A 23,327-nucleotide genomic window follows, 5' to 3' on the forward strand; every position below is an offset into this window, starting at 1 on the left:
AAAAGGGATGAGACTGTTCGAATGCGGCACGCTCGTGCCGGGCTGCCAATGGCATACCCGAGCCGATCAGGATGCCGAAGTCGTGCGCCGGGCCGTGGAGCATCTGCGCACCGACCACGGCGAGGACATCATCCGCGAGAACATGATCGAGAATATCAAGGCCCGCATACGCGACGAGGCAAAACCGGACGCCGCCTGATCCGCCGATTATGGCCGGTCCCGCAGCATTTCCTCGAGCCGGGCGGCAAGTGCCGTCCGGTCGGGCAGGAAATTGCGCTCCATCCAGAATTTCTCCAGCGCGGCGAGGATCTCGCCCACCCTCTTTCCTGCCGGCACGCCCGCCGCCAGCACGTCCGCGCCGCTTAAGGGGAAGACGGGCTTATTATAGTTCCCTGCCCTATCGAGCAGCACGGAAAGCCGCGCGGATTTTCGCATCGCCACCGGATCGCTCTCCGCGCCGGAACGCGCTGCCGCAAGCGCCAGCCTGAGGCGCATGAGAATGCCTTCCTTGCCGTGCCGGTAGAGCAAACGGTCGAAACCGATATCCGTCACCTCGTCCGGCAGGTTCGGCGCGGCCGCCCAGGCGGCAAGTTTCGCTGCCTCGACATTCGACATTCTCAACCGCTTCGAAAGAGCCTCGATACGCTCCGCGTCGGGCGGCACGATGGCGGCCAGCCGCAGCATCGGATCTGGCGCCCAGCCCAAGGTCTGTTCCGCGGCGACAAGTCCGTGAATGCCGTCTATGCCCCATTTCTCGGTTTCCGGCAGAATTTCCGTCAGCACACCGGTCTGACGCATCCAGAGAAGCGCGCGCGACGGGTCGCGAGCCGAAAGCAACTTCTTCGTCTCGGCCCATACCCGTTCGGCCGAAAGCGTCGAGAGCCTGTCCTTGGCCCGCGCACAGGCTCTAAGGCCATCGGCATCGGGCCGGCCCGAACCGTAGTGGGCGAAGAACCGGAAGAAGCGCAGGATGCGCAGATGGTCCTCGGCAATGCGCGTTGCCGCATCGCCAATGAAGCGCACCGTGCGGCTTTCGATATCCGCAAGTCCGCCGACGAGGTCCACCACCTCGCCCCTGTCGTCCGCATAAAGCGCATTGATCGTCAGGTCGCGGCGCTCCGCATCCGCCTGCCAGTCAGTGCCGAAAGCAACCTGCGCATGGCGGCCGTCGGTTTCGACATCGCGGCGCAATGTCGTCACCTCATAGCCATGCCCGTCCGCCACAAGCGTCACCGTGCCGTGATCGATCCCCGTCGGCACAGCCTTGACGCCTTCCGCCTTGGCCCGCTCAGCGACGATTTCCGGCAGCAAGGTGGTCGCGATGTCGATGTCGCCGACGGGCAGCCCCATCAGCGTATTGCGCACCGCGCCGCCGACCACGCGCGCTTCTCCGCCATCGGCGTTGAGCAGGGAAAGAACCCGCTGCAAGGCCGGAGCGCGGAACCAGTCTTCGTCGGCAATGCTCGTCATGCGTAGAGCCTTTCATAGAGCGTGCGCAGGATGCCGGCCGTGATACCCCAGATGTTCCGCTCCCCATAGGGCATCAGATAGAAATGCCGCTCGACCCCGTTCCAGACGCGGCTGCCGCGCTGATGGTTCGCTTCGGTCATCAGAAAAGATAGCGGAACTTCAAATATTTCGTCCACTTCCTTCGGATTCGGTCTCAACTCGAAACCACGCCGGACGACCGAAAGCACGGGGGTGATGCGGAACCCGGTCGCAGCGAAATAGGTGGGCAGCCGCGCCAGCGGCTCCACGAAGGAGCGGTCGAGACCGATCTCCTCCTCCGTTTCCCTCAGCGCCGCCTGTTCCGGCGAAATGTCGGTGGGATCGATCGCACCTCCCGGAAAGGCGATCTGCCCCGAATGCTTCCTTAGGCTTGCCGTCCGTTGCGTGAGAATGACCTTCGCCTCTTCGCCGTCGTCGATCACCGGCACGAGCACCGCCGCATCGCGCAGTTTCAGGCCTTCCACCTGCGTCACGATATCGGGATTGAGCAGATGGTCGCCGTGGTCCCGCCATGCGTGATCGATCGGACCGCCGTTCTGGTGAAGGGCGCGGTGGCGGAATTCATCGGCGGAATAAAGGGGGAATTCACTCATCGGGAAAGCGCATCGAGTTCGGCTTCGCGCATCACCGGGAAGACCTGATTTCCGGAGCGTATGGCGAACATGGAAACGCCGTCGATTTCGATGGTCTCACCGAGCTCGACAAGGTCGTACATCACGGCTCTGGAAACCAGCGCCTCCAGCCGTCCGCGCACCAGAAGATAGGGTTTGAGCTCCCGGTTCTCGCCATGCATGACGAAGCGCAGCGGGTGCTCCTCGCCCGCCTCCACCACGTCGCCCACATTGGTGCGGAAGGTAAGCACTTGGCCTCCCTCACGCTCGGTAACGCTCATCTCGACGGCCAGGAAGGGTGYGTCCGCGACGCGGATACCCACCTTTTCGACAGGCGTTACGAGGTAGGTCTTCCCATCCTCGTCCTTGCGAAGCACCGTGGAGAAAAGCCGCACCAGCGGCGCCCGGCCGATCGGCGTTCCCATGTAGAACCAAGTACCATCCGGACGGATTTCCATGTCGAGATCGCCGCAGAAAGGCGGGTTCCATTTCTCGACAGGAGGAAGCCCGCGCTTTCCGTTTCCGGCCTGCCCCCCAACCTGCTCGGCGGCGCGCGAGATCATCGCCGCGAGGCCTGCGGCATCCGATGCGGAACTGATCGTTTCCCTCGCCATCTTTCAGTCTCGGTTCCGGCGTAAGCAAATGTTCCTCACGAGATAGTCATTCGAAACGCGCTTGTCAGCCACATTTCGGGTAATAAGTTTGTTTGGATGAAGCGTGTGCTGCACCGCAGCGATTCGTCGAACCCGCGCATAATGCTGCGGAGAAGGCCTGAGGAGAACGACATGGGCATGATGAATTCCACCGAAGCCGTTCTCGACGAGAAGGCCATCATCGCCGCTGCGGAAAATGCCCTTTCGGATATCGCGGCCATCCGCACAGAGGTGGCCAAGGTCATCTTCGGCCAGGAGAACGTGGTGGAGAACACCCTGCTGGCGGTGCTTTCGGGCGGCCATGCACTTCTCGTCGGCGTTCCGGGCCTGGCCAAGACCAAGCTCGTCACCACCCTCGGCGCCGTTCTCGGCCTCGACGCCAACCGCATCCAGTTCACGCCCGACCTGATGCCCTCGGATATCCTGGGCTCCGAAGTCATGGACCAGGACGAGAGCGGCCGGCGCTCCTTCCGTTTCGTCAAGGGGCCGGTCTTCGCCCAGCTCCTGATGGCCGACGAGATCAACCGTGCCTCGCCGCGCACCCAGTCGGCGCTCTTGCAATCCATGCAGGAATACCACATCACGGTGGCCGGCCAGCGCTATGATCTGCCCGCCCCCTTCCATGTGCTCGCCACCCAGAACCCGCTGGAGCAGGAAGGCACCTACCCGCTTCCGGAAGCCCAGCTCGACCGCTTCCTGCTGCAGGTGGACGTGCTCTATCCGGAACTTGACGCCGAACGGCAGATCCTGCTCGAAACCACAGGTCTTTCGGAAACCAAACCCCGCGGCATCATCGATGCGGCGCGGCTCCAGGAAATCCAGACCCTGATCCGCCAGATGCCGGTGAGCGACAAGGTGGTCGACGCGATCCTCAATCTCGTCCGCTCCGCCCGCCCCGGCCACGGCAATGCCGCGACGGACAAGCACGTCGCCTGGGGACCCGGTCCCCGCGCCGGCCAGTCGCTGATGCTGACGGCCCGCGCCCGCGCGCTCTACCAAGGCCGTCTCGCCCCTTCGCTCGACGATGTCTATGCGCTTGCCGAACCCGTGCTCGAACACCGGATGGCGCTCAATTTCGCCGCGCGCGCCGAAGGCATGTCGGTGCGCGACGTCATCGCCAATCTGGTCAGGGAAGCCCGGGGCTGACGCCCTCATGCGGGCTTAGAAAGGACAGCGCGTGGCATCTATCGGCCAGATCGTCGAGCAGACACCCAGCAGCGAAGTCCTTTCCCGTGCCCAGGCGCGGGCAATGCTCGTGCCCGATTGCATGGTCGAGGCAAAGCGCATCGCCAATACGGTGATCGCCGGCTGGCATGGCCGCCGCAAACGCGGCATCGGCGAGAATTTCTGGCAGTTCCGGCCCTATGCCGAAGGCGAGAGCCTGTCGCGCATCGATTGGCGCCGCTCCGCCCGCGACGACCATACCTATGTCCGCGACCGGGAATGGGAAGCCGCCCACACGATCTGGCTCTGGGCCGACATGTCGCCCTCCATGATGTACAAGTCCACCTTCGGCACGGTTTCCAAGGAAAGCCGGGCGCTGGTGCTGATGCTGGCGCTCGCCGAAATCCTCGCCCGTTCCGGCGAGCGGATCGGTTGCCCTGGCATCATGGAGCCGATTTCGGCGCGCAATGCCGCCGAACGACTGGCGACCGCCATCATCCACGCGCCGCTGACGACCGGGCTTCCCGAAACCAGCATGATCCGCGGCCACAGCGATATCGTCCTGATCGGCGATTTCCTTGATGATGCCGACCGGGTGATGGAACGGATCGCACCGCTCGGACGCCGGGGGCTGCGCGGCCATCTGGTCGAGATCGCCGATCCGGCCGAAGAGATTTTCCCCTATAACGGCCGCACGGAATTCACCGACCCGGAAACCGGCGAGAAGCTTGTTTCAGGCCGCGCCGAGACGATCCGGGATGAATATCGGCGTGCCTATCTCGCCCGGCGTGAAAATTTGGGCCTGTTGCTTCGCAACCTTGGTTGGAGTTTCGTGTTCCATCGGACGGATCACCTTGCATCCGAAGCCTTGGTGGCCGTGCATAGCTATCTCTCCGGCATGCCGGCGCAAAAGCCGATCGGAGGACGATGATGGGCGCTCTCGCCTTTGCCTATCCGGCCATTCTGCTGGGCCTTCTTTCGCTGCCGGTCATCTGGTGGCTGCTGCGGCTCACCCCGCCGCGCCCCAAGACGGAGGTTTTTCCGCCGCTGAATATCCTGGCGACTGTGCTGAAGCGCGAGGAGACGCCATCGAAGAGTCCTTGGTGGCTGACGCTGCTGCGCATGCTGCTCGCCACCGCCGTCATCCTGGCGATCGCCGATCCTGTCCTGAACCCGCGCGCCGGCTCGCTCAACGGCTCGGGCCCGCTCGTGCTGGTCATGGACAACGGCTGGGCAGCCGCGCCGGACTGGGAGCGCCGCGTCCAAACCGCAAGCACTCTGATCGACGATGCCGAAAGCGCCGATCTGCCCGTCTCGATCACCTTCACCGCCGATACCAGCCATGACGCCACTCCCGGCAGCGCCATCACCGCGCGCGACAAGCTCGGCGCGGCAAGGCCGCAGCCGCTCGTGCCGGACAGGGCGCGCGCCGCGGAGGCTATAAGCGAAGCCATGAATGGTGCCCGCCCCGGCACGCTCGTCCTGCTTTCCGATGGCGTAGCCGTAGCGGGAGACGAACAGGCAATATCTGCCCTGGCCGGTATGGCGCCCGCCGAAATGCGTGTCATAGAGGGCGATGGGCAAGGCGCCGTCGCCCTAACCGGCGCCGTCAACAACGCCGGCGCGATGACCGTCACGGGAACCCGGCTCTCCACGGCAGCCTCGCGGAGCCTCACGGTCAACGCGCTCGATACGCAGGGCCGCTCGCTTGCTTCCGGCACGCTCCAATTTGCGGCAGGCTCGGCAGCTGCCACGGCGGAAATCGACGCCCCCTTCGAGCTGCGTAACGATTTTGCCCGCCTTGGCATCGAGGGGCTGTCGACCGCCGGTTCGGCACATCTTCTGGACGACGGCTTCAAGCGCCGTCGCGTGGCGTTGCTCGCCGGCGAAAGCGGCAGCGACTTCCAGCCGCTCCTGCAGCCACTCTACTATGTCAGCCGGGCACTCTCGCCCTATGCGGACGTCATCCAGCCCAACACCGCCGATTTGTCCGTCTCCATCCCGCAGGTCCTTGAGGGCAATCCGTCAGCCATCATCATGGCCGATGTCGGCCGTCTGCCCGCCGAGACCTACGAGCCGCTGCAGCAATGGATTTCGCGCGGCGGCACGCTGATCCGCTTCGCAGGACCACGGCTGGCCGCTGCCCCGGCAGATGATCCGCTCGTTCCCGTCATCCTGCGCCAGGGCGAGCGCGCGCTCGGCGGCGCCATGTCCTGGTCCGAACCGCAGCCGCTCGCGGATTTCCCGTCGTTCGGCCCGTTTGCCGGCATGCAGCGCGCAGCCGACATCACGGTCACCCGGCAGGTCCTTGCCGAGCCGACACCGGACCTAGCGGAACGAACCTGGGCAAGCCTTGCCGACGGCACTCCGCTCGTTACCACCCGCGATGTGGAGGCCGGCCGCATCGTGCTCTTCCACACCAGCGCCGAGGCGACCTGGTCGAACCTGCCGCTCTCCGGCAACTTCGTCGAGATGCTGCGCCGTGTCGTTCAGATCGCGCGTGCTGGCGGCGCGTCGACCACCGGCGGAACGGCGGACGCTGCCGCGACCTTGCCGCCCTATCGCCTGCTCAATGCGGATGGCGTCCTGACCACCGAAACGGGCACGGCCAGGCCGATCGCCATTTCCACCGGCCAGACCCCTGTCGCGAGCTTCGATCATCCGCCCGGCCTCTACGGCACGGAAGACGGCTTCTCGGCGGTCAACCTGCTTGCTCCGGGCACGGTCCTTTCACCGTTCGATCCGGCATCGGGCGGCATCCCGGTCGTTCGCGAAGGCCTGGTCGGCGGAGAGGCGCTGTCCCTTCGCCCTGCCCTCTTCGCGCTGGCCTTCGCCCTGCTCGTGCTCGACAGCATCGTCGTGCTCTTCATGAATGGCGTCTTCACGCGGCTGCCCCGCATCCCGCGCGCCGGCCGTACGGCGGCGACGATCGCCGCGATCGCGGCTGCCCTCCTGGCCTTCCAGCCGGGCGAGACCCATGCGCAGGATGCCAAGCCCGGCGACGAACAGATACTCGAACGTCTCGATACCACCCATCTCGCCTATGTCGTCACTGGCGAGGCGGACGTGGACCGCATTTCCGAACAGGGGCTGGAGGGTCTGAACCAGTTCCTCACCTATCGCACGACCCTCGAACCCGGCGCTCCGGTCGGCCTCGACATCGCCAAGGACGAGCTTTCCTTCTATCCGATCATCTATTGGCCGATCTCGGCCTCCGCCCCCATGCCCTCGCAGGCCGCGATCTCGCGCATCGACGCCTATATGCGCAACGGCGGGACCGTGCTCTTCGATACGAGGGACCAGTATTCGGCGCTCGACGGAGGCGGAACCACCCCGAACGGAGAGCGGCTTCAGGCGATCCTTGCCAATATCGACATCCCGCCTCTGGAACCGACCCCCGAGGATCATGTCCTGACGCGGTCCTTCTATCTGCTCACCAGTTTCCCTGGCCGCTATACCGGCAGCCCGCTCTGGGTCGAGGCGCGGCAGGATGCCCGAAATACCGGCTCGCAGCTTTCCTCCTCCGGAGACGGGGTGACGCCGCTGCTCATCACCGGAAACGATCTTGCCGGCGCCTGGGCCCTCGATAGCCAGGGCATAGCCGTGCTGCCGACCGTGCCGCCGGATGAGATGCAGCGCGAATACGCCTATCGCGCCGGCRTCAACATCATGATGTACATGCTGACCGGCAACTACAAGGCAGATCAGGTGCACGTACCGGCGCTGCTCGAACGGCTGGGCCAGTAAGGGAGAAGCGAACATGACCCTCGAATTCGCCCCCTTCTTCTCCTGGTCTATCCTCGCCGGCCTCGCCGTGCTGGCCGTGGTCCTCGCCGCGCTCGCTTTCTGGCGCGGCGTGCGCGGCGCGACGCTGCGCGCGCTGGCGCTCGCCTTCCTGCTTCTGGCACTCGCCAATCCCTTCCTTGCGCAGGAGGACCGCGAACAGCTCTCGACCATCGTGCCGATCATCGTCGACCGTTCCCAGAGCCAGGAGACGGCGGAGCGCAGACCCCAGACAGACGCGGCACTCGCCCGCCTGCAGGAGCGTTTCTCCCGCTTCCCGCGTATCGAGACACGCATCGTCGAAGTGGCCGACGACGCGGATTCCGACACGCCTTCCACGCGGCTATTCACCGCCCTCTCCTCCGCGATTTCCGACGTGCCCCCGGCCCGCATCGGCGGCGCGGTCTTCCTGACGGACGGCCAGATTCACGACCTTCCCGGCATCAACCAGAACCTCGGCTTCAATGCGCCGGTTCATGGCCTCATCACCGGCCATCAGGAAGAGTTCGACCGGCGCATCGAAGTGGTCCGTGCGCCGCGCTTCGGCATCGTCGGCGAAGAGCAGGAGCTGACCTTCCGCGTCTTCGACGACGGGCGCGGCGGCGGCGGCACAGCCGAGGTCGACATCCGGATGAACGGCCAGCAGATCGCCACCCTTCAGGCCGCGCCCGGTGCTGAAACGCCCTTCACCTTCACCGTACCGCGCGGCGGCAACAATGTGATGGAATTCTCCGTCGCCGAACTGCCGGGCGAAGTGACGGCCGCCAACAACCGCGCCATCCACGTCATCGACGGCATCCGCCAGAACCTTCGCGTCCTCCTCGTGTCCGGCGAGCCGCATGCCGGCGAACGCGCCTGGCGCAATCTCCTTAAATCCGATGCGTCGGTGGATCTGGTACACTTCACCATCCTGCGCCCGCCGGACAAGCAGGACGGCACGCCGATCAACGAGCTGTCTCTGATCGCCTTCCCGCATCGCGAGCTCTTTATCGAGAAGATCCAGGATTTCGACCTCATCATCTTCGATCGCTACACGCATCGCAATGTGCTGCCGATCCTCTATTACGATTATATCGCCCAGTATGTGCAGAACGGCGGAGCGCTGCTGATCGCCGCGGGCCCGGAACACGCGGGCGAAGATTCGATCGCCAGCACGCCGCTCGAACAGGTCCTGCCCGCCTCCCCGACCGGGGACGTGCATAATGCCGGCTTCTATCCGCATCTTTCCGCAGAAGGGCAGAAGCATCCCGTCACGCGCGGACTCGACGGTTCGAACCAGAACCCGCCCGCGTGGGGGCGTTGGTTCCGCACCATCGATGTCGGCACGCCTGAGGGGCAGACGGTCATGCAGGGCGATGGCGACCGGCCGCTCCTCGTGCTGAACCGCGAGGGCGAGGGCCGCGTGGCTATGCTGCTTTCCGATCATGGCTGGCTTTGGGCGCGCGGCTTCGAGGGCGGCGGACCGCATGCCGCACTCTATCGCCGCATCGCCCACTGGCTGATGAAGGAACCGGAACTCGAGGAAGAGGCGCTGACTGCCCGCGCCGTCGGCCGCACGCTGGAAGTGACGCGCCAGACGATCGGCGACGATCCGGGTCCGGCCACCATCAAATATCCCTCCGGCCGCACCGAGACCATGCCGATGACGGAAGCCACCCCCGGCCAGTATCGGCTGGAACGGCGCATGGAGGAAACCGGCCTCTTCGAAATCACCAATGGAGACCTCTCCACGCTCGTTCATGTCGGCACGGTCAACGCGCCTGAGTTCAAGGCGATGATTTCCACCACCGAGACGCTTGCGCCCTATGCTCAGAAGACCCGCGGCCTCGTCGCGCGTGTGGCGGAAGGAAACGGCGTGACGCTGCCGGATATCTTGCCGGTGCGCGGCGAAGTCCGCATCAGCGATTCCGACCGCATGGTGATCCGCCTCACAGACGAGACCGTGCTCAAGGGCATCAACACGCTGCCGCTGTTTGCGGGCTTTGCCGGTCTCTCGGCTCTGCTCTTCGCCGTCGCGGCTATGTGGTGGCGCGAAGGGCGGTAACTGGAACTTCCCTGCCTCTTTGCCGTGTACTAGGCTGTCTAAACGCTTCCGGTAGCTCGCCTAGGCCATCGCGACTGCGGCCGCCTGCGGCGCGCAGGCCTCGCTTTCACCCGCGGCGCTGCCGGCAAAACTCTCGCGTATCTGCTGACGCAGCCAGACGTTTGCGGCATCGTTGTCCGTGTGGCTCGCCCAGGCCATCTTCACCGGCGGAAAGGTCAGCGAAACCGGCACCGGACTGACCTCGAGCCCGAGCAGCGGGCCATAACGGTCAGCAATGCGTCTGGATACGGTCGCGACGACCGGGCTCGCCTTGGCTGCGGCAAGAACCGACATGAAACCCGGAGCCGCGGCGACTACGTTCAGCTCAAGACCCGCGATTTCCAGCGCCTCCTTGATGCAGCCATGCAAGCTCTCGTTCTGAGAGATCACCGCATGCTCGATCGCAAGAAAGCTCTCGAGGTTCAGCGGATTCTGCAATGGAAGCAGCGCCGGATTGTAGCAGCATGCAAGCTCGACCTCGTAGAGCGTCTCGAATGAGCGCCTGCTTGTCCTGGAATAGGTGCATCCGACGGCGAGGTCCGCGCCACCATCCTCCAGCGACGGTTCCGCCGCGTCATCGGGAAAGACCCGCGCCAGTATCTTGATACCGGGCGCGAGCCGCTGCAGCCGGGCGGTCAGGTCCGGCACCAGCAGGAGTTCGATTTCCGGCGACATCGCAATGCGGAAGGTCCGTTCCTCTGTTGCGGGATCGAAGATATCGCCGCCTGTCAGCGCGAGTTGCGCCTGCCTCAATGCCTGACGCACGGGCACGGCAAGGCTGCGCGCCCGAGCGGTCGGCTGCATGGTCTGGCCGACACGGATGAACAATTCGTCCTGAAGGAGAATTCTCAGCGTCGAGAGCGAATGACTCATCGCCGGCTGCTGGATTTTGAGGCGCCGCGCCGCCTTGGTCACGCTTCCCTCGCTCATCAGCGCGTCGAATGCGACCAGGAGATTGAGATCGAACGAACGCAGATTGAAATGATCGATAGTTGTCATGAGCCGCATCGATTTGTTTGCTGATACACCGATACATACGTGCGCTCCAGGTCGTTTCCAAGACCGCTTAGCCAACCAGCACCTGGAGTTCCTTCATGCAGACCCGACGCTCCCTTCTGAAGAATACCGCCGGCATGGCCCTTGCCGCTGGCGCCATTGCCAGCCTGYCCGCCGCAGCGCTTGCCAAGGCGCCGATCGTCGGCCGCCAGGCCGCCGGCTATTACCGGCTGAAGCTCGGCGATTACGAGATCACGGCGCTTTCGGACGGCACGGTGCCGCTGCCCTTGCCCAAGCTCTACAAGAATATCGGGGAAGCAGAGGCCGAAGCCATTCTTGCCGGCTATTTCCAGCCGAACCCGTCGCAGACTTCGGTGAATGCCTATCTGGTCAATACCGGCGACAGGCTGGTTCTCATCGATGCCGGCACCGGAACCCTGATGGGTCCGGTTCTCGGCAAGCTCGTCGACAGCATCGAGGCATCGGGCTACAAGACGGCGGAGATCGATGATGTCATCCTGACCCATATCCATGCGGATCACTCCGGCGGGCTTACCGTGAACGGAAAGCGCGTGTTCGAAAATGCGGTGGTGCGCGTGAACCGGCGAGAAGCCGAGTTCTGGCTGAAGGCCGATGCCGCCGCCAAGGCCGATCCCGTGCTGGGGCCGCAGATCATCCAGGCCGAGCAATGCGTCGGCCCCTATGTCGATGCCGGTATGTTCGAAACCTTCGAGGACAATGCCGCGCCTCTCCCCGGCTTCGGCTCAGTCCTGCGGGCGGGCCATACTCCGGGCCACAGCGCCATCGTGGTCGAGAGCAAGAGCGAGAAAATCATGTTCTGGGGGGATATCGCGCATGGCGATGTCCTGCAGTTCGACCGGCCGGAAGTCACCATAGAGTTCGATGTCGATCAGAGGCAGGCCGCTGCGACGCGTGCCGTCGCCTTTGCCGAAGCCGCGGATCAGAAATATCTCGTCGCCGGCGCGCACCACGCTTTCCCCGGCATCGGACATGTCCGCAGGGATCAAACCAACTATCAGTGGGTGCCGCTGCTTTATACCGCGACCTTCTGACAAGCGCTCAGGCACCGTCATCCGCGACGGTGCCCGACAATTCTGCTGACCGGATCACGCCAGCGAAGCCTGCTTCGTCTCCGCATCGATCATCGTTGCCGCGACGGCCGCGACCACGAGAAGGGCCGCGAAAAGACCGATCGCGATGCCGATTCCTTGCGCGACGACCAGCCCCACCAGCGAAGGCGCGAGCAGCCCGCCGAGGCGCGCCATCGCGCCTGCCGCGCCCATTCCGGTGGCGCGGGATGCCGTCGGATAAAGTTCCGGCGTATAAGCATAGAGCGCGCCCCAGGTGCCGAGCAGCGCGAAGCTCATGATGAGCAGCGCCGCTCCCACCATGAAGCCATTGCCGGCCACGACGAAGAGCAGGCAGCCGAGGGCCGAAAGCAGGCAGAAACCGATCAGCGTCGGACGCCTCCCCCATGCCTCCACGCCATAGGCCGCCAGCGCATAGCCCGGAAGCTGCGCGAGCGCCACCAGCACGAGGAAGCCGTAGCCGCGCACGAAGCCGAACCCGCCGCTCGCAAGCTGCGGCGGCATCCAGGTGAAGACGCCGTAATAGGAAACCGATACGAGGAACCAGATCGCCAGGATCATCAGGCTGCGGCGGCGAAGCTCGCCGGAAAAGATCGCCGTGTCGCGCGGCTGCGGTTGCATGGCAAGCCTGGTCTCGGCGGAGAGCGGCTCCCCGCCGTTGACCGCCAGCATCCTGCCCACGATCGCCTTGGCTTCCGGCTCCCGCCCCGATCGCATCAGGTAAAGCGGCGATTCCGGCACCAGGAAACGCAAGCCGATCCCGATCAGCGCCGGCACGGCGGTGACCGCGAAGATATAGCGCCACGCATCCGCTACCCCGTAGACGCTGGCCGCCCAGGCGGCGAGCGCCACGACCAGCGTGCCTACCGCCCAGAAACCTTCGAGGATCACCAGCCAGCGGCCCCGGTTCTTCGCGGGCAGGAATTCCGCCATCATCGCATAGTCGACCGGCAGCGTGCCGCCGACGGCAGCCCCGGTCAGGAAGCGCAGTATCAGCAGCGTGGTAAAATTTGGCGCGAAGACTGAAAGCAGGCCGAAAAGTGCGTCACAGGCAACCGTGACGATCAGCACGCGGCGGCGGCCGACCTTGTCGGCCAGCCTTCCAAAGCCCATCGCGCCAATGAGCATGCCGAGGAAGAAGAGTGTTCCAGTCTGCAGCGCCTGCGGCACGGTAAGACCGAAAGTCGCCGCGATCGAGGCTGCCGTAAAGCCGACTGCCAGAACCTGCATTGCGTCAGCAGCCCAGACCAGCCCGAATATGCCCATCAGCCGCCGCTGATAGGGCCCTGTTCCGGCGCGATCGAGCGCCTCGTCCATCGTGATTGCCGCCATTCCACCCACTCCCCTGAGCCGACGGGCGATGAAGCCCGCATAAGCGCCGCCTTTGGGTGATTAACGGAATTGCCCTATCCGCGCCAGCCGATTGTTCCCTTGAGCCGCGGATGAACGCCTTCCGCCATCGGCACGACCAGCACCCTGCCCGGATCGACCGGGCCTGGGAACTTCAGTGCATCGTAGGAAACCCTTTCGAAGCCGAGCGGCATGTAATACGGCGGATCGCCGACAAGGATCACCGCTTCCGACCCATGTCTTCTCGCCGCCTCCACGGCGATCCGCACCAGTTCGCGACCGATGCCCCGGTTCTTGTGTGAGGGCCGGACCGCGAGCGGCCCCAGCAGATGCCCCTTCACCTCGCCCGCGTGAACCGGCGTCATCCGCACCGAGGCGATGGTCTCGCCATCGTCGGCGCAGACGAAGGAGAGCGAACGATCATGCGGCCCCTGCTCGCGAATGCGCGCCGCTGCCTTGGCGAACCGGCCGGGGCCGAAAGCTTCCGCGTTGATGAGTTCGATGACGGCATCATGGGACGCGTCCTCGGTGAGGTAGACAAGATCGTGCTTGAGCATCTGCATGGAGGGACCGAAGCCTTGAGAAAGTAGAGGGCATGACGAATGATCTCGGCGACGCTTCCGTGAGCGTCGTGTTCGCAAGATCAGCGTCGTCGCAGTGCCCGTACTTCGGTCATGGAGGAGATGTTCCCAAAATTTGCGAAAAGGCACCTAGCAGGAAATTCCGCCCGCGTCCAATGCAAAAACGCAGCGTTCATCAAATCGCGGCTCCCAATCCCGCACCGCTGCCGTATGTATCTCGGACGACCGCAACCGGGAGATCATCATGGGCAGGCTCGTGAATGGAAAATGGCAGGACGTCTGGTACGACACCAAGGAAACCAGAGGGCATTTCAAACGCTCCGAATCGCAGTTCCGCAACTGGCTGACGGCGGATGGTTCGCCCGGCCCATCGGGCAAGGGCGGTTTCAAAGCCGAGGCCGGGCGCTATCACCTCTACGTTTCCTATGCCTGCCCCTGGGCTCACCGCACGCTGATCTTCCGCAAGCTGAAGAAGCTCGAAGACCTCGTCTCCTTCTCCGTGGTGGATTACCTCATGCTGGAGAACGGCTGGGAGTTCCGGCAGCGGGAGGGCGCCACCGGCGACGATCTCTACCACTCGGATTACCTCTACCAGATCTACCTGAAGGCTGATCCGGCCTATACCGGCCGCGTTACCGTTCCCGTCCTGTGGGACCGGCAGCAGGAAACCATCGTTTCGAACGAGAGCGCCGAGATCATCCGCATGTTCAACAGCGCCTTCGACGGCCTGACAGGCTCGACGGCGGATTACTATCCCGCCGACCTCCGTGCCGAGATCGACGAACTCAATGCGCTCGTCTACGATACGGTCAACAACGGCGTCTACAAGGCGGGCTTTGCCACTACGCAGGAAGCCTATGACGAGGCCGTCACCCGCCTCTTCGAAACCCTCGACATGCTGGAAGAACGCCTGTCAAAAAACCGCTATCTCTTCGGCAGCCGGCTGACGGAAGCGGACTGGCGGCTCTTCACCACGCTGCTGCGCTTCGATCCGGTCTATGTCGGGCATTTCAAGTGCAATATCCGCCGCATCGCGGATTATCCCAATCTGCCAGGTTACCTGCGCGACCTTTACCAGCATCCCGACGTCGCCGAGACCTGCAACCTGCATCATATCAGGAACCACTATTACCAGAGCCACCGGAACATCAACCCGACCGGTATCGTGCCGGCGGGGCCGGTGATCGATCTCGACGCGCCGCATGGGCGGGAGAGGATCGGGAGGGCGACTTAGGGTCTGCCCCTCACCCTAACCCTCTCCCCGCCTGCGGGGAGAGGGGACATGCCCAGAGACGGCATTGAGAGACTGCATGGGAGCGGCGCGGTCCCTTCTCCCCCGACGGGTAGAAGGTACCTCACCAATAATCCGAGCGCTTCACCTCCCCGCTCAACTCCTTCAGCCGTCGCAGCGTCGCGGTGGTCGTCTCCGCCGGCAGGTCGTCGAGCGCGAAGAAACCGCTTTCCGCGATCTCCCTGTCGGGCTGCTTCGGCGCGGTCTGCTCCACCTCCACCCGGTAGAACAGCACGTGGTCGCGCCGGCTTGCGTTGCGGTTATGGTAGACGTGGAAAAGCCGCGGCTCGCCGATCATCACCAGGTTGCCCTCCTCGCGCAATTCCTTGACCAGCGCGCCCAGCGCCGTCTCGTTGCGTTCGACGCCGCCGCCCGGCATGTACCAGCCAGGCACATAGGAATGGCGCACAAGAAAGATGCGCCCTTCGCTGTCGAAGCAGGCTGCCCTGACGCCGAGCGTCATGCCGCGTGAGAGAATGAAAAAGCGATGCAGCAGCCACACGACGACACGCGTGCCGAACCCGCGGATTTCCGGGACACCCTCACCCTTCATTCATAACTCCGCGAGAAGGCACAAAATCGATAACGATTTCTCCGCCGATGCGTTATGTCTGCGCCATGTTCAAGTTCGCCCATATTTCCGATATCCATCTCGGGCCTCTTCCGCGCCTCTCGCTTCGCGAGCTGTGTTCCAAGCGCATTACCGGCTTTGTGAACTGGCACCGAAAGCGGCGCAAGCACCTTTTCGTCAACACGCTGGACCTGCTGCTCAGCGATCTCAAGACCCGCGAGCCGGACCACCTGGTCGTCACCGGCGATCTCGTCAATCTCGCAACGGATATCGAAATCCGCCTTTCGGCCGAATGGCTGAACACGATCGGCGATCCTCTCCATACCACCGTCGTTCCCGGCAACCATGACGCCTATGTTCCGGGCGCCCACGACAAGTCCGTCAAGGCTTGGTATCCCTTCATCGCAAGCGACGACGACCCGGCCGCATGGCCGAAGGAGGAGCATGTCTTCCCGACGCTCCGCCGGCGCGGGCCGATCGCCATCATCGGCTGCTCCACGTCCAATGCCACCCCTCCCTTTTCCGCCTCCGGCTATTTCGGGCAGAGGCAGGCGCGCGAAACGGTGAACCTGCTGAGGAAGGCCGGCGAGGAAGGCCTGTTTCGCGTCGTGCTGATCCACCACCCGCCGATCCGCGGCGCAACATCCGCCCACAAGCGCATGCTCGGCATCCGCCGCTTCGCCGCCGCCATCTCCACCGGCGGCGCCGAACTCGTGCTGCATGGGCATACCCACCTCAACACGGTCTATTGGCTGCACAGCCACCATGGCCCGGTGCCGGTCGTGGGCATCGCCTCCGCCTCGCAGGGGCCTGGCGGCCATAAGCCGCCGGCGGCCTACAACCTGTTTTCGCTGTCGGGCCGGCCCGGCGCATGGAACCTGGTTTGCGAGCGCTACGGCCTCACCCCGCAGGGCGATGGCATCGCGCTCGAGAACAGCCATGTGTTCTACGGCGAGAATCTCTCGCCCCTTTCCATCGTGGAAGCGGAAAAAATACTTTAGCCACCCAAGAATATTTGTTGAAACTTGCGGAATCGCCACATTGGATTCATATCTGGCTGCTTACAGGACTCTCCGCAACGCCTACAATCAACCTTCTGAAAGCTCGCCGGCACTTTATGAACCAGCCGTCCGCCCCGAATGATATCAGACGCGATCTCGTCGCCCTCCTGCCGAAGATGCGCCGGTTTGCGCTGGCGCTCGCCGGTACGGCGGCCGAGGCGGATGATCTCGTGCGCGAGGTCTGCGCCCGCGCCGTCCAGAAAAGCCATCATTGGAAGGGCGAGGGTCGGCTCGAAAGCTGGCTCTTCAGCATGGTTCGCAGCCTTTGGACCGATGAGGCCAGGAAGCGCAAGGGCATGAGAGATATTGCGGCCGGGTCTGGCGACGATGCCTTCGGCAAGCCCGCGGCAATCCTTGTCGGCATGCCGGAAGGGCTCGCCGCCAGCTTCCTTCTCGTGGACGTGGAGGGCTTCACCTATTCCGAGGCTGCCGATATCCTCGGCATTCCGGTGCGTGTCCTGACCTCCCGCCTCTGCGCTGCCCGATTGCGGCTCGCAGCCATCGGCGTCGAAGCCACCGAGCGGAGAGCCTGATGAGCGATACGCCCAAGGAAATCGATATCCGCCTGTCCACCTTCATCGACGGAGAGATCGGCGAAGAAGAGCGGCATGAGATCGAGGCGCTGCTCGTCAACGATCCGCAGGCGCGCGCCAGCCAGGACGCGTTGAAACGCGGCCGCGATTTCGGCCGCCACGCCTTCGATGAAATGCTGAAGGAGCCCGTGCCGCTCGATCTGGTGCGCGCGATCAAGGCCGCGCCCCAGCCGCGCCGGGCGGTGCGCCTCCCGCAGCCGTCGCGCCCCAATTTTTCGATGAAACCCACCGGCAGGCAGGCGCTTGCCTGCGGCCTCCTCCTCTTCGTGGTCGGCGGTGCCTTTGGCTACATGCTCGGCGCGCCGCCGCTTGCCGCCCCCTCGCCCGACGCGCTGGCATCCGTTTCGGAAAACCGCGACTGGCTGGAGGATGTCGCCGCCCATTACCGGCTCTATTCCAGACAGGGTGCCCACCTGGCGGAACTTCCCGCCGATAAGTCGGCCGACATCCTGGACTGGCTGACGACCAATACCGGCGTCGCCTTCCGCATTCCCGATCTCGGGGAAAGCGGGCTCGCTTTCCAGGGCGCGCGGCTGTTCTCCGCAGCCGGAATTCCGGCGRGCCAATTGTTCTACAAAAGCGCTGAGGGCGAGGTGATCGCCATCGTCTTCACCAAGTCCCGGCCGACCGTCAATCCAGCCACGGAAACCATCCGCGACGATATCGGCGTGGTCTCCTGGTCGACGCCGCTCGCCACCTACGCCATCGTCGGCCCATCCTCCAATCCTTCGCTGGACGAGATCGCCGCCAAGGCGGCAGGGCTGATTTGACCCTGCTCAGCTGTCGGGCACCAGAACGACCTTTCCCGTCGTCAGGCGGCTTTCGATCGCCCGGTGGGCCTCCGCCGCTTCGGTAAGAGGAAACCGCCCGCCTGAGATCACCCTGATCTCGCCGCGATGTGCCCGATCGAAAAGCTCGGCCAGATCGGCCCATAGCGTCTCACCGAGAAGCGGCAGCAGCGAAAAGCCCTGCAACGACTGGTTCGCCTCCAGCATCCGCCCGATATCCACCTGGTCCAGACCGAAGCGCCCCATCGCGGCCAGCACCAGCCGACCGCCCGGCCTCAGCGGATCGATAAGGCCCCGTGTCAGCTCATTGCCGATGAGGTCGAAGACGATATCGGCCTCGATACCGCTCATATCATACCCAACGGCTCGATCCGCACCGAGCGAAAGCGCGAGCGCTCGCTTCTCACCGCTTCCCGCCGCAGCGATCACGCTCTCCGCTCCGGCCTGCTTCAGGAGCTGGACGAGCAGCGATCCGACACCTCCACCCGCTGCCGTGACGAGCACGGTCTTGCCGGCAGGCGGATTCTGCCGGACGAGATGCAGTGCCGTCAGCCCCTGCACCATCAGCGCTACTGCATTTTCGAAGGAAAGCCCTTCCGGCAGTCGCGCAAGCGAGCCGGCATCGGCGATGATATATTCCGCGTAGCCGCCCGAACCTCGCCCGATCGCAAAGAGCGGCACCGCGACTCGCGCGCCGATGAGCGCATCGTCCAAGCCCTCGCCCACCGCCTCGACCAAGCCGGCAACCTCTACCCCTGGCGCCATCGGCAGCGAGGGCGTAACCGCATAACGATCGGCCCGCATCAGCACCTCGAAGAAATTTACGCCCGCCGCCATGACCCGGATCAGCACTTCGCCGCGTGCCGGCTGCGGCTTCCGGACCTCGATGACTTCGAGAACTTCGGGAGAACCGAAACGGGAGAACTGGACGACCTTCATCGGAAACCTCATCTATGAGAAGATGAGGCGCCTTAGCAGCGCGCGGGCCGGCCGGGATACACACTCTTTTACGCCATACCCACCAGGAGGTGACCATGGCAGCCCTTGTAAAAAACTTGCCGAAACTGCCCATTGAGCGGGCATTGAAGGTGATTTCCGGCCGCTGGAAACCGGTCATCCTCTATCATGCCTTTTCCGGACCCAGGCGTCTCTCCGAGCTTCAGCGCATGGTACCCGGCATCACGCAGAAGGTGCTGATTCAGCAATTACGGGAAATGGAGGAGCATGGGCTCATCCGCCGCGAAGTCTTCGCGGAGGTGCCGGCGCGCGTCGAATACAGCGCAACCGAACTCGGTCTCCGCCTGGAACCCATTCTCTATGCACTCTGCCAATGGGGCCAGCACCATGCGGAAGCGCATGGGCAAAGCGACGCGCTTCTCGATTGCATCGTCAGGCCGCGCGCCGCGGAGGCGGCCGCGGCCTGAACTTGGCTTCGATCAGCCTTTCCGCTCCTCCAGCACCCTGTTCGCCGCGGAGACGACCGCCTCCAGCGACGCAGCCACGATATTCGTGTTGATGCCGGCGCCGAACAGCTTTCCGCCCGGATGCTCCATTTCCACATAGGCGATGGCCGAGGCGTTCGAGCCGTGCTGCAACGAGTGCTCGGAGTAGTCGGCAACCGAGAGGTCGATGCCCAGATAGGTCGACAGCGCGTTGATGAAGCCGTCGATTGGCCCTGTTCCCTTGCCTTCGATGCGTTTTACCTCGCCGCGGTCGGTGATCTCAGCCGCCACGATGCGCACGCCCTTCTGGTCCGAACCGGCCGGATAGGTGTGGTGGTCGACGAATTTCAGCCGCGCGCCGGGCTGCTCCACATAGCGTTCCATGAAGCTCTCATGGATGCGCTTCGAGGGAAGCTCCTTGCCCTCTTCGTCGGTGATGCGCTGGATGTCTTCGCGGAATTCCACCTGCAGGTTGCGCGGCAGGTTGATGCCGTAATCGGCCTGCAGGATGTAGGCGATGCCGCCCTTGCCGGATTGCGAGTTGATGCGGATGATCGCCTCGTAGGAACGCCCGACATCCTGCGGGTCGATCGGCAGGTAAGGCACTTCCCATACCGGATGGTTGGCGACCTTGATCGCCTTCATGCCTTTGTTGATCGCATCCTGGTGCGAGCCCGAGAAAGCGGTATAGACCAGCTCGCCGACGTAAGGATGGCGCTCCGGAATCACCATCTCGTTGGAATATTCGTAGACCGCCTTGATGCGCTCGATGTCGGAGCAATCCAACTCGGGATCGACGCCCTGGGTGTACATGTTGAGCGCCAGCGTCACGACGTCCACATTGCCGGTGCGCTCGCCATTGCCGAAGAGCGTGCCTTCGACGCGGTCGGCGCCGGCCATCAGGCCGAGTTCGGTCGCGGCGATCCCGGTACCGCGGTCGTTGTGCGGATGCAGCGAGATGATGATGTTTTCGCGGCTGTCGATCTGCCGGCACATCCATTCGATCTGATCGGCATAGACGTTCGGCGTCGCCATCTCGACGGTCGACGGCAGGTTGATGATGAGCTTGTTGTCGGCGGTTGGCTTCACCACCTCGATCACGGCATTGCAGATCTCCAGCGCCACGTCGAGCTCGGTGCCGGTGAAGCTTTCCGGCGAATACTGGAAGCGGTAGCCACCACCGGCCTTCGCCGCCATGTCGGTGATCATCTTGGCCGCATCCACGGCGATCTGCTTGATGCCGTTGACATCCTTGGCGAACACCACGCGGCGCTGCAGCTCGGAGGTGGAATTATAGAAATGGATGATCGGGTGCTTGGCACCTTCGAGAGCCTCGAAGGTACGGGTAATCAGCTCCGGCCGGCACTGCACCAGCACCTGCATGGAGACATCTTCGGGCACGCCGCCCTCCTCCACGCACCAGCGGGCGAAGTCGAAGTCGGTCTGCGAGGCGGACGGGAAGCCGATCTCGATTTCCTTGAAGCCCATGTCGAGCAGCAGCTTGAACATGCGCGCCTTGCGGTCGTGCCCCATCGGGTTGACCAGCGACTGGTTGCCGTCGCGCAGGTCCACCGAACACCAGATCGGCGCCTTTGTAATGGTCTTCGAAGGCCAGGTGCGGTCGGCAATATCGATCTGCGGATAGGGCCGGTATTTCATCGCGGCCTGCGGCATGCCGCGCTTGGGGGAATAGGTCTTGGCGTCCATTGTCTCGTCTCTCTTTACGCACCGCGCCATCCAGGGGATTGGCCGTGATCGATGCGGACCTTACGCGGTCTTTTCTCTATCGGTCTTGAATGTTCGTGAGAGGAGCACTTACGCCGGCAGGGCTTTTCGGCCGCCGGGCGCTCCTCAACGGACCCGGCAACCGCGCGTAAGGTCGAGGCTAAGAAGCGAGGAAAGCGCAAGAACCGGCGCCCCGGCCGCGGTGCGGCAGGTCGGCTGACGGTCGGACATGATTGCGCCTGTCATGGTCATGGCGGGATGTATAACTGCAGACTCCGAGGGTGGCAAGTGGGCTATTTACCCTGACGGCCTGCTTCGAGCCGCTCTCTAAGCCACCGGGTGACGAGAGATTGACGTGTCAAACCCAGTCTCATGGCTTCACGGTCCAGATCAGATAGAACGCCGGCAGGCAAATCAAGATCAACGTGGACGAGCGCCAACCCGGGACGAGTAGCCTTCGACCAGTCAACGTAGTCGCTGATATCTTCGCCGTCGTCGAATTTCTTGTCTAGCTCTTCAGCCGTTATCGTCTTCATATCGTTGCCTATCTACGAGCCGAGCCCGTCTGACGGAGATAATACGCACGCGGCTCTCTCGCCATGTGAAAATCGCCGTCCAATGCTTGTCAGCGATTTTCCCGGTGAGAATATAGCGCATTTCCGTCTCGGTCGGAACCGGCGCCATTTGGTGCTTTTCATCCAGCCAGAGCAGCTGAGCTTCTATGAAATCGATGCCGTGCTTGTCCTTGTTCGAAGCGCTCTTATCCGGATCGAACTCGAATTTCATGGAACAACCCGGCAGCCAGAAAATACAACCTGGAGAGGTCTACCTCCTTTTCACTACTCTTTGTAACGCCATCACCACTCCGCCCGCGACGAGCCCCCAGAAGGCACCGGAAATGCCCGCGAAGGAGGCTCCCGAGGCGGTAACCAGGAAAGTGATCGCCGCCGCCTCGCGCGTTTCCGGCTCGCGATAGGCGGCGAAGGCAGAGTTGGAAAACGCGGCGATCAGCGCCAGCCCCGCGACCGCCTGCAGAAGGATCGGAGGCGACAGCGAGACGAAGGCAATGAGCCCGCCCGCCATCAGCCCGAGCGCGATATAGCCGAAGCCGGCGACCACCGCCGCCCAGTAGCGCCGCGCCGGATCGGGATGAGCATCCTCGCCTGCGCACATCGCGGCCGTGATCGCGGCCATGTTGACCGGCACGCCGCCGAAAATGCCGCAGAAGATCGAAAAGATACCCGTTCCGGCAAACAGCGGACCGGGCGCCGGCTGGTAGTGATGCACCTTCAGGACCGCGATGCCCGGAATGTTCTGCGAGGCCATGGTGACGATGAAGAGCGGCACGGCGACCGAAACGAAGCCGTGCCAGGTGAAGGCCGGCGTCACCGCGATGAGTTCCGGATGGATCGCCGCCCCTACCTGTGCCAGCGCATCTTCCGGCAGGTCCACGCCGAAGAGAAGCACGAGCACGAAAGCCCCGAGTGCCGCAGGTACGGCCCATAGCCGCTTCCATGCGGAAACGGCCATCCAGGTCAAAACGATCGGCAGACCGAGCGCCGCGTCGAAGGCCACTGCCTTCACCGGTGCGAGGCAGAGGCCAAGCAGAATGCCAGCAAGCATGGCATTGGCGAGCGGCGCAGGAATGAGCTGGATCGCCCGCCCGAGCGGCCGGAACAAGCCGGAAAGCACGATAAGCGCGCCGCAAAGCACGAAGGCGCCGACAGCCGCCGGAAACCCACCCTGGATTGCCCCGATTCCCGAAAGCAGGGCAGCGCCGGGCGTGGACCAGGCAATGCTGATCGGCATGCGGTGCCAGAGCGAGAAGCCGATCGCCAGAACGCCCATGGCGACCGAAAGCGCCAGCAGCGCCGAGGCGATTTCACTCGGCGTCGCTCCCATGGCCTGTATGCCCTGGATCACGACGGCAAACGAGCTGACGAATCCGACGAAAGCTGTCAGAAGGCCCATCATCAGGGCCGGAACGGAAAAATCTTTGAGCATGCGGCGGGACTCG

At 63.9% G+C, this 23,327-nt stretch carries 23 protein-coding genes; 11 read left to right on the top strand and 12 right to left on the bottom strand.

The window, feature by feature from the left end; genetic code table 11:
• Nucleotides 1-7: 7 nt before the first annotated feature.
• Nucleotides 8-199 carry a DUF1059 domain-containing protein gene (locus LCM4573_RS01285; RefSeq protein WP_071004037.1) on the top strand — a complete coding sequence of 64 codons (192 nt, stop codon included), beginning with the start codon at nucleotides 8-10 and terminating at the stop codon, nucleotides 197-199.
• 8 nt (nucleotides 200-207) lie between these two features.
• On the opposite strand, the gene LCM4573_RS01290 is transcribed toward LCM4573_RS01285, so the two are convergent.
• The 3 genes from LCM4573_RS01290 to LCM4573_RS01300 are packed head-to-tail and all read right to left on the bottom strand — an operon-like array spanning nucleotide 208 to nucleotide 2,734.
• Nucleotides 208-1,470 (bottom strand): CCA tRNA nucleotidyltransferase, encoded by a 1,263-nt coding sequence (locus LCM4573_RS01290; protein WP_071004038.1) that lies wholly within the window; start codon nucleotides 1,468-1,470, stop codon nucleotides 208-210.
• Nucleotides 1,467-2,102, bottom strand: a complete 636-nt coding sequence (locus LCM4573_RS01295) for a CoA pyrophosphatase (protein ID WP_071004039.1) — start codon at nucleotides 2,100-2,102, stop codon at nucleotides 1,467-1,469. The genes LCM4573_RS01290 and LCM4573_RS01295 overlap by 4 nt, the downstream gene beginning before the upstream one ends.
• Nucleotides 2,099-2,734, bottom strand: a complete 636-nt coding sequence (locus tag LCM4573_RS01300) for a DUF1285 domain-containing protein (protein ID WP_071004040.1) — start codon at nucleotides 2,732-2,734, stop codon at nucleotides 2,099-2,101. The genes LCM4573_RS01295 and LCM4573_RS01300 overlap by 4 nt, the downstream gene beginning before the upstream one ends.
• A gap of 171 nt (nucleotides 2,735-2,905) precedes the next feature.
• On the opposite strand from LCM4573_RS01300, the gene LCM4573_RS01305 reads away from it, so the two are divergent.
• The 4 genes from LCM4573_RS01305 to LCM4573_RS01320 are packed head-to-tail and all read left to right on the top strand — an operon-like array spanning nucleotide 2,906 to nucleotide 9,764.
• A complete protein-coding gene (locus LCM4573_RS01305; RefSeq protein WP_071004041.1) occupies nucleotides 2,906-3,919 on the top strand; it encodes a MoxR family ATPase in 1,014 nt (337 codons plus the stop codon).
• 31 nt (nucleotides 3,920-3,950) lie between these two features.
• Nucleotides 3,951-4,868, top strand: coding sequence for a DUF58 domain-containing protein (locus LCM4573_RS01310; RefSeq protein WP_071004042.1), 918 nt, complete (start codon nucleotides 3,951-3,953; stop codon nucleotides 4,866-4,868).
• The gene (locus tag LCM4573_RS01315) at nucleotides 4,868-7,684 is read left to right on the top strand and encodes a DUF4159 domain-containing protein (protein WP_071004043.1); all 2,817 of its coding nucleotides are present in this window, start codon (nucleotides 4,868-4,870) and stop codon (nucleotides 7,682-7,684) included. The genes LCM4573_RS01310 and LCM4573_RS01315 overlap by 1 nt, the downstream gene beginning before the upstream one ends.
• 13 nt (nucleotides 7,685-7,697) lie before the next feature.
• Nucleotides 7,698-9,764 carry a hypothetical protein gene (locus LCM4573_RS01320; protein ID WP_071004044.1) on the top strand — a complete coding sequence of 689 codons (2,067 nt, stop codon included), beginning with the start codon at nucleotides 7,698-7,700 and terminating at the stop codon, nucleotides 9,762-9,764.
• Nucleotides 9,765-9,824: 60 nt separating this feature from the next.
• Here LCM4573_RS01320 and LCM4573_RS01325 read toward each other — a convergent pair whose 3' ends face one another.
• Nucleotides 9,825-10,802, bottom strand: coding sequence for a LysR substrate-binding domain-containing protein (locus tag LCM4573_RS01325; protein ID WP_071005101.1), 978 nt, complete (start codon nucleotides 10,800-10,802; stop codon nucleotides 9,825-9,827).
• A gap of 95 nt (nucleotides 10,803-10,897) precedes the next feature.
• On the opposite strand from LCM4573_RS01325, the gene LCM4573_RS01330 reads away from it, so the two are divergent.
• A complete protein-coding gene (locus LCM4573_RS01330; protein WP_071004045.1) occupies nucleotides 10,898-11,872 on the top strand; it encodes an MBL fold metallo-hydrolase in 975 nt (324 codons plus the stop codon).
• A gap of 54 nt (nucleotides 11,873-11,926) precedes the next feature.
• Here LCM4573_RS01330 and LCM4573_RS01335 read toward each other — a convergent pair whose 3' ends face one another.
• Both LCM4573_RS01335 and LCM4573_RS01340 read right to left on the bottom strand, forming a co-directional pair.
• Entirely contained in the window at nucleotides 11,927-13,240 is a 1,314-nt protein-coding gene (locus LCM4573_RS01335) for an MFS transporter (RefSeq protein ID WP_071004046.1), read from the bottom strand.
• A 74-nt stretch (nucleotides 13,241-13,314) separates the two neighbouring features.
• A complete protein-coding gene (locus LCM4573_RS01340; protein WP_071005103.1) occupies nucleotides 13,315-13,815 on the bottom strand; it encodes a GNAT family N-acetyltransferase in 501 nt (166 codons plus the stop codon).
• Between the two features lie 268 nt (nucleotides 13,816-14,083).
• Here LCM4573_RS01340 and LCM4573_RS01345 point away from each other — a divergent pair, with 268 nt between their 5' ends.
• The gene (locus LCM4573_RS01345) at nucleotides 14,084-15,073 is read left to right on the top strand and encodes a glutathione S-transferase family protein (RefSeq protein ID WP_071004047.1); all 990 of its coding nucleotides are present in this window, start codon (nucleotides 14,084-14,086) and stop codon (nucleotides 15,071-15,073) included.
• Between the two features lie 121 nt (nucleotides 15,074-15,194).
• Here the strand turns inward: LCM4573_RS01345 and LCM4573_RS01350 are convergent, their stop codons facing one another.
• Nucleotides 15,195-15,683, bottom strand: coding sequence for an NUDIX domain-containing protein (locus tag LCM4573_RS01350; protein WP_071004048.1), 489 nt, complete (start codon nucleotides 15,681-15,683; stop codon nucleotides 15,195-15,197).
• 65 nt (nucleotides 15,684-15,748) lie between these two features.
• Here LCM4573_RS01350 and LCM4573_RS01355 point away from each other — a divergent pair, with 65 nt between their 5' ends.
• From LCM4573_RS01355 to LCM4573_RS01365, 3 genes are all read left to right on the top strand, one after another.
• Nucleotides 15,749-16,702 carry a metallophosphoesterase gene (locus tag LCM4573_RS01355; protein ID WP_071005105.1) on the top strand — a complete coding sequence of 318 codons (954 nt, stop codon included), beginning with the start codon at nucleotides 15,749-15,751 and terminating at the stop codon, nucleotides 16,700-16,702.
• A gap of 116 nt (nucleotides 16,703-16,818) precedes the next feature.
• Nucleotides 16,819-17,295, top strand: a complete 477-nt coding sequence (locus LCM4573_RS01360) for an RNA polymerase sigma factor (RefSeq protein WP_071004049.1) — start codon at nucleotides 16,819-16,821, stop codon at nucleotides 17,293-17,295.
• Entirely contained in the window at nucleotides 17,295-18,125 is an 831-nt protein-coding gene (locus tag LCM4573_RS01365; RefSeq protein WP_071004050.1) for an anti-sigma factor, read from the top strand. Before LCM4573_RS01360 ends, LCM4573_RS01365 begins: the two co-directional genes overlap by 1 nt.
• A 6-nt stretch (nucleotides 18,126-18,131) precedes the next feature.
• On the opposite strand, the gene LCM4573_RS01370 is transcribed toward LCM4573_RS01365, so the two are convergent.
• On the bottom strand, nucleotides 18,132-19,082 hold the full coding sequence (locus LCM4573_RS01370; protein WP_071004051.1) for a zinc-binding dehydrogenase: 951 nt from the start codon (nucleotides 19,080-19,082) through the stop codon (nucleotides 18,132-18,134).
• Between the two features lie 95 nt (nucleotides 19,083-19,177).
• On the opposite strand from LCM4573_RS01370, the gene LCM4573_RS01375 reads away from it, so the two are divergent.
• Nucleotides 19,178-19,567, top strand: coding sequence for a helix-turn-helix domain-containing protein (locus LCM4573_RS01375; protein ID WP_071004052.1), 390 nt, complete (start codon nucleotides 19,178-19,180; stop codon nucleotides 19,565-19,567).
• Between the two features lie 12 nt (nucleotides 19,568-19,579).
• Here the strand turns inward: LCM4573_RS01375 and leuA are convergent, their stop codons facing one another.
• From leuA to LCM4573_RS01395, 4 genes are all read right to left on the bottom strand, one after another.
• On the bottom strand, nucleotides 19,580-21,292 hold the full coding sequence (leuA, locus tag LCM4573_RS01380; RefSeq protein ID WP_071004053.1) for a 2-isopropylmalate synthase: 1,713 nt from the start codon (nucleotides 21,290-21,292) through the stop codon (nucleotides 19,580-19,582).
• A gap of 311 nt (nucleotides 21,293-21,603) precedes the next feature.
• Nucleotides 21,604-21,846, bottom strand: coding sequence for a type II toxin-antitoxin system BrnA family antitoxin (gene brnA / locus LCM4573_RS01385; protein WP_083347272.1), 243 nt, complete (start codon nucleotides 21,844-21,846; stop codon nucleotides 21,604-21,606).
• Entirely contained in the window at nucleotides 21,827-22,096 is a 270-nt protein-coding gene (locus LCM4573_RS01390; RefSeq protein ID WP_071004054.1) for a BrnT family toxin, read from the bottom strand. Before LCM4573_RS01390 ends, brnA begins: the two co-directional genes overlap by 20 nt.
• Nucleotides 22,097-22,135: 39 nt before the next feature.
• On the bottom strand, nucleotides 22,136-23,314 hold the full coding sequence (locus tag LCM4573_RS01395) for a benzoate/H(+) symporter BenE family transporter (RefSeq protein WP_071005109.1): 1,179 nt from the start codon (nucleotides 23,312-23,314) through the stop codon (nucleotides 22,136-22,138).
• Nucleotides 23,315-23,327 lie beyond the last annotated feature (13 nt).

The organism is Rhizobium sp. LCM 4573, assembly GCF_001854865.1.
Classification (GTDB): domain Bacteria; phylum Pseudomonadota; class Alphaproteobacteria; order Rhizobiales; family Rhizobiaceae; genus Neorhizobium.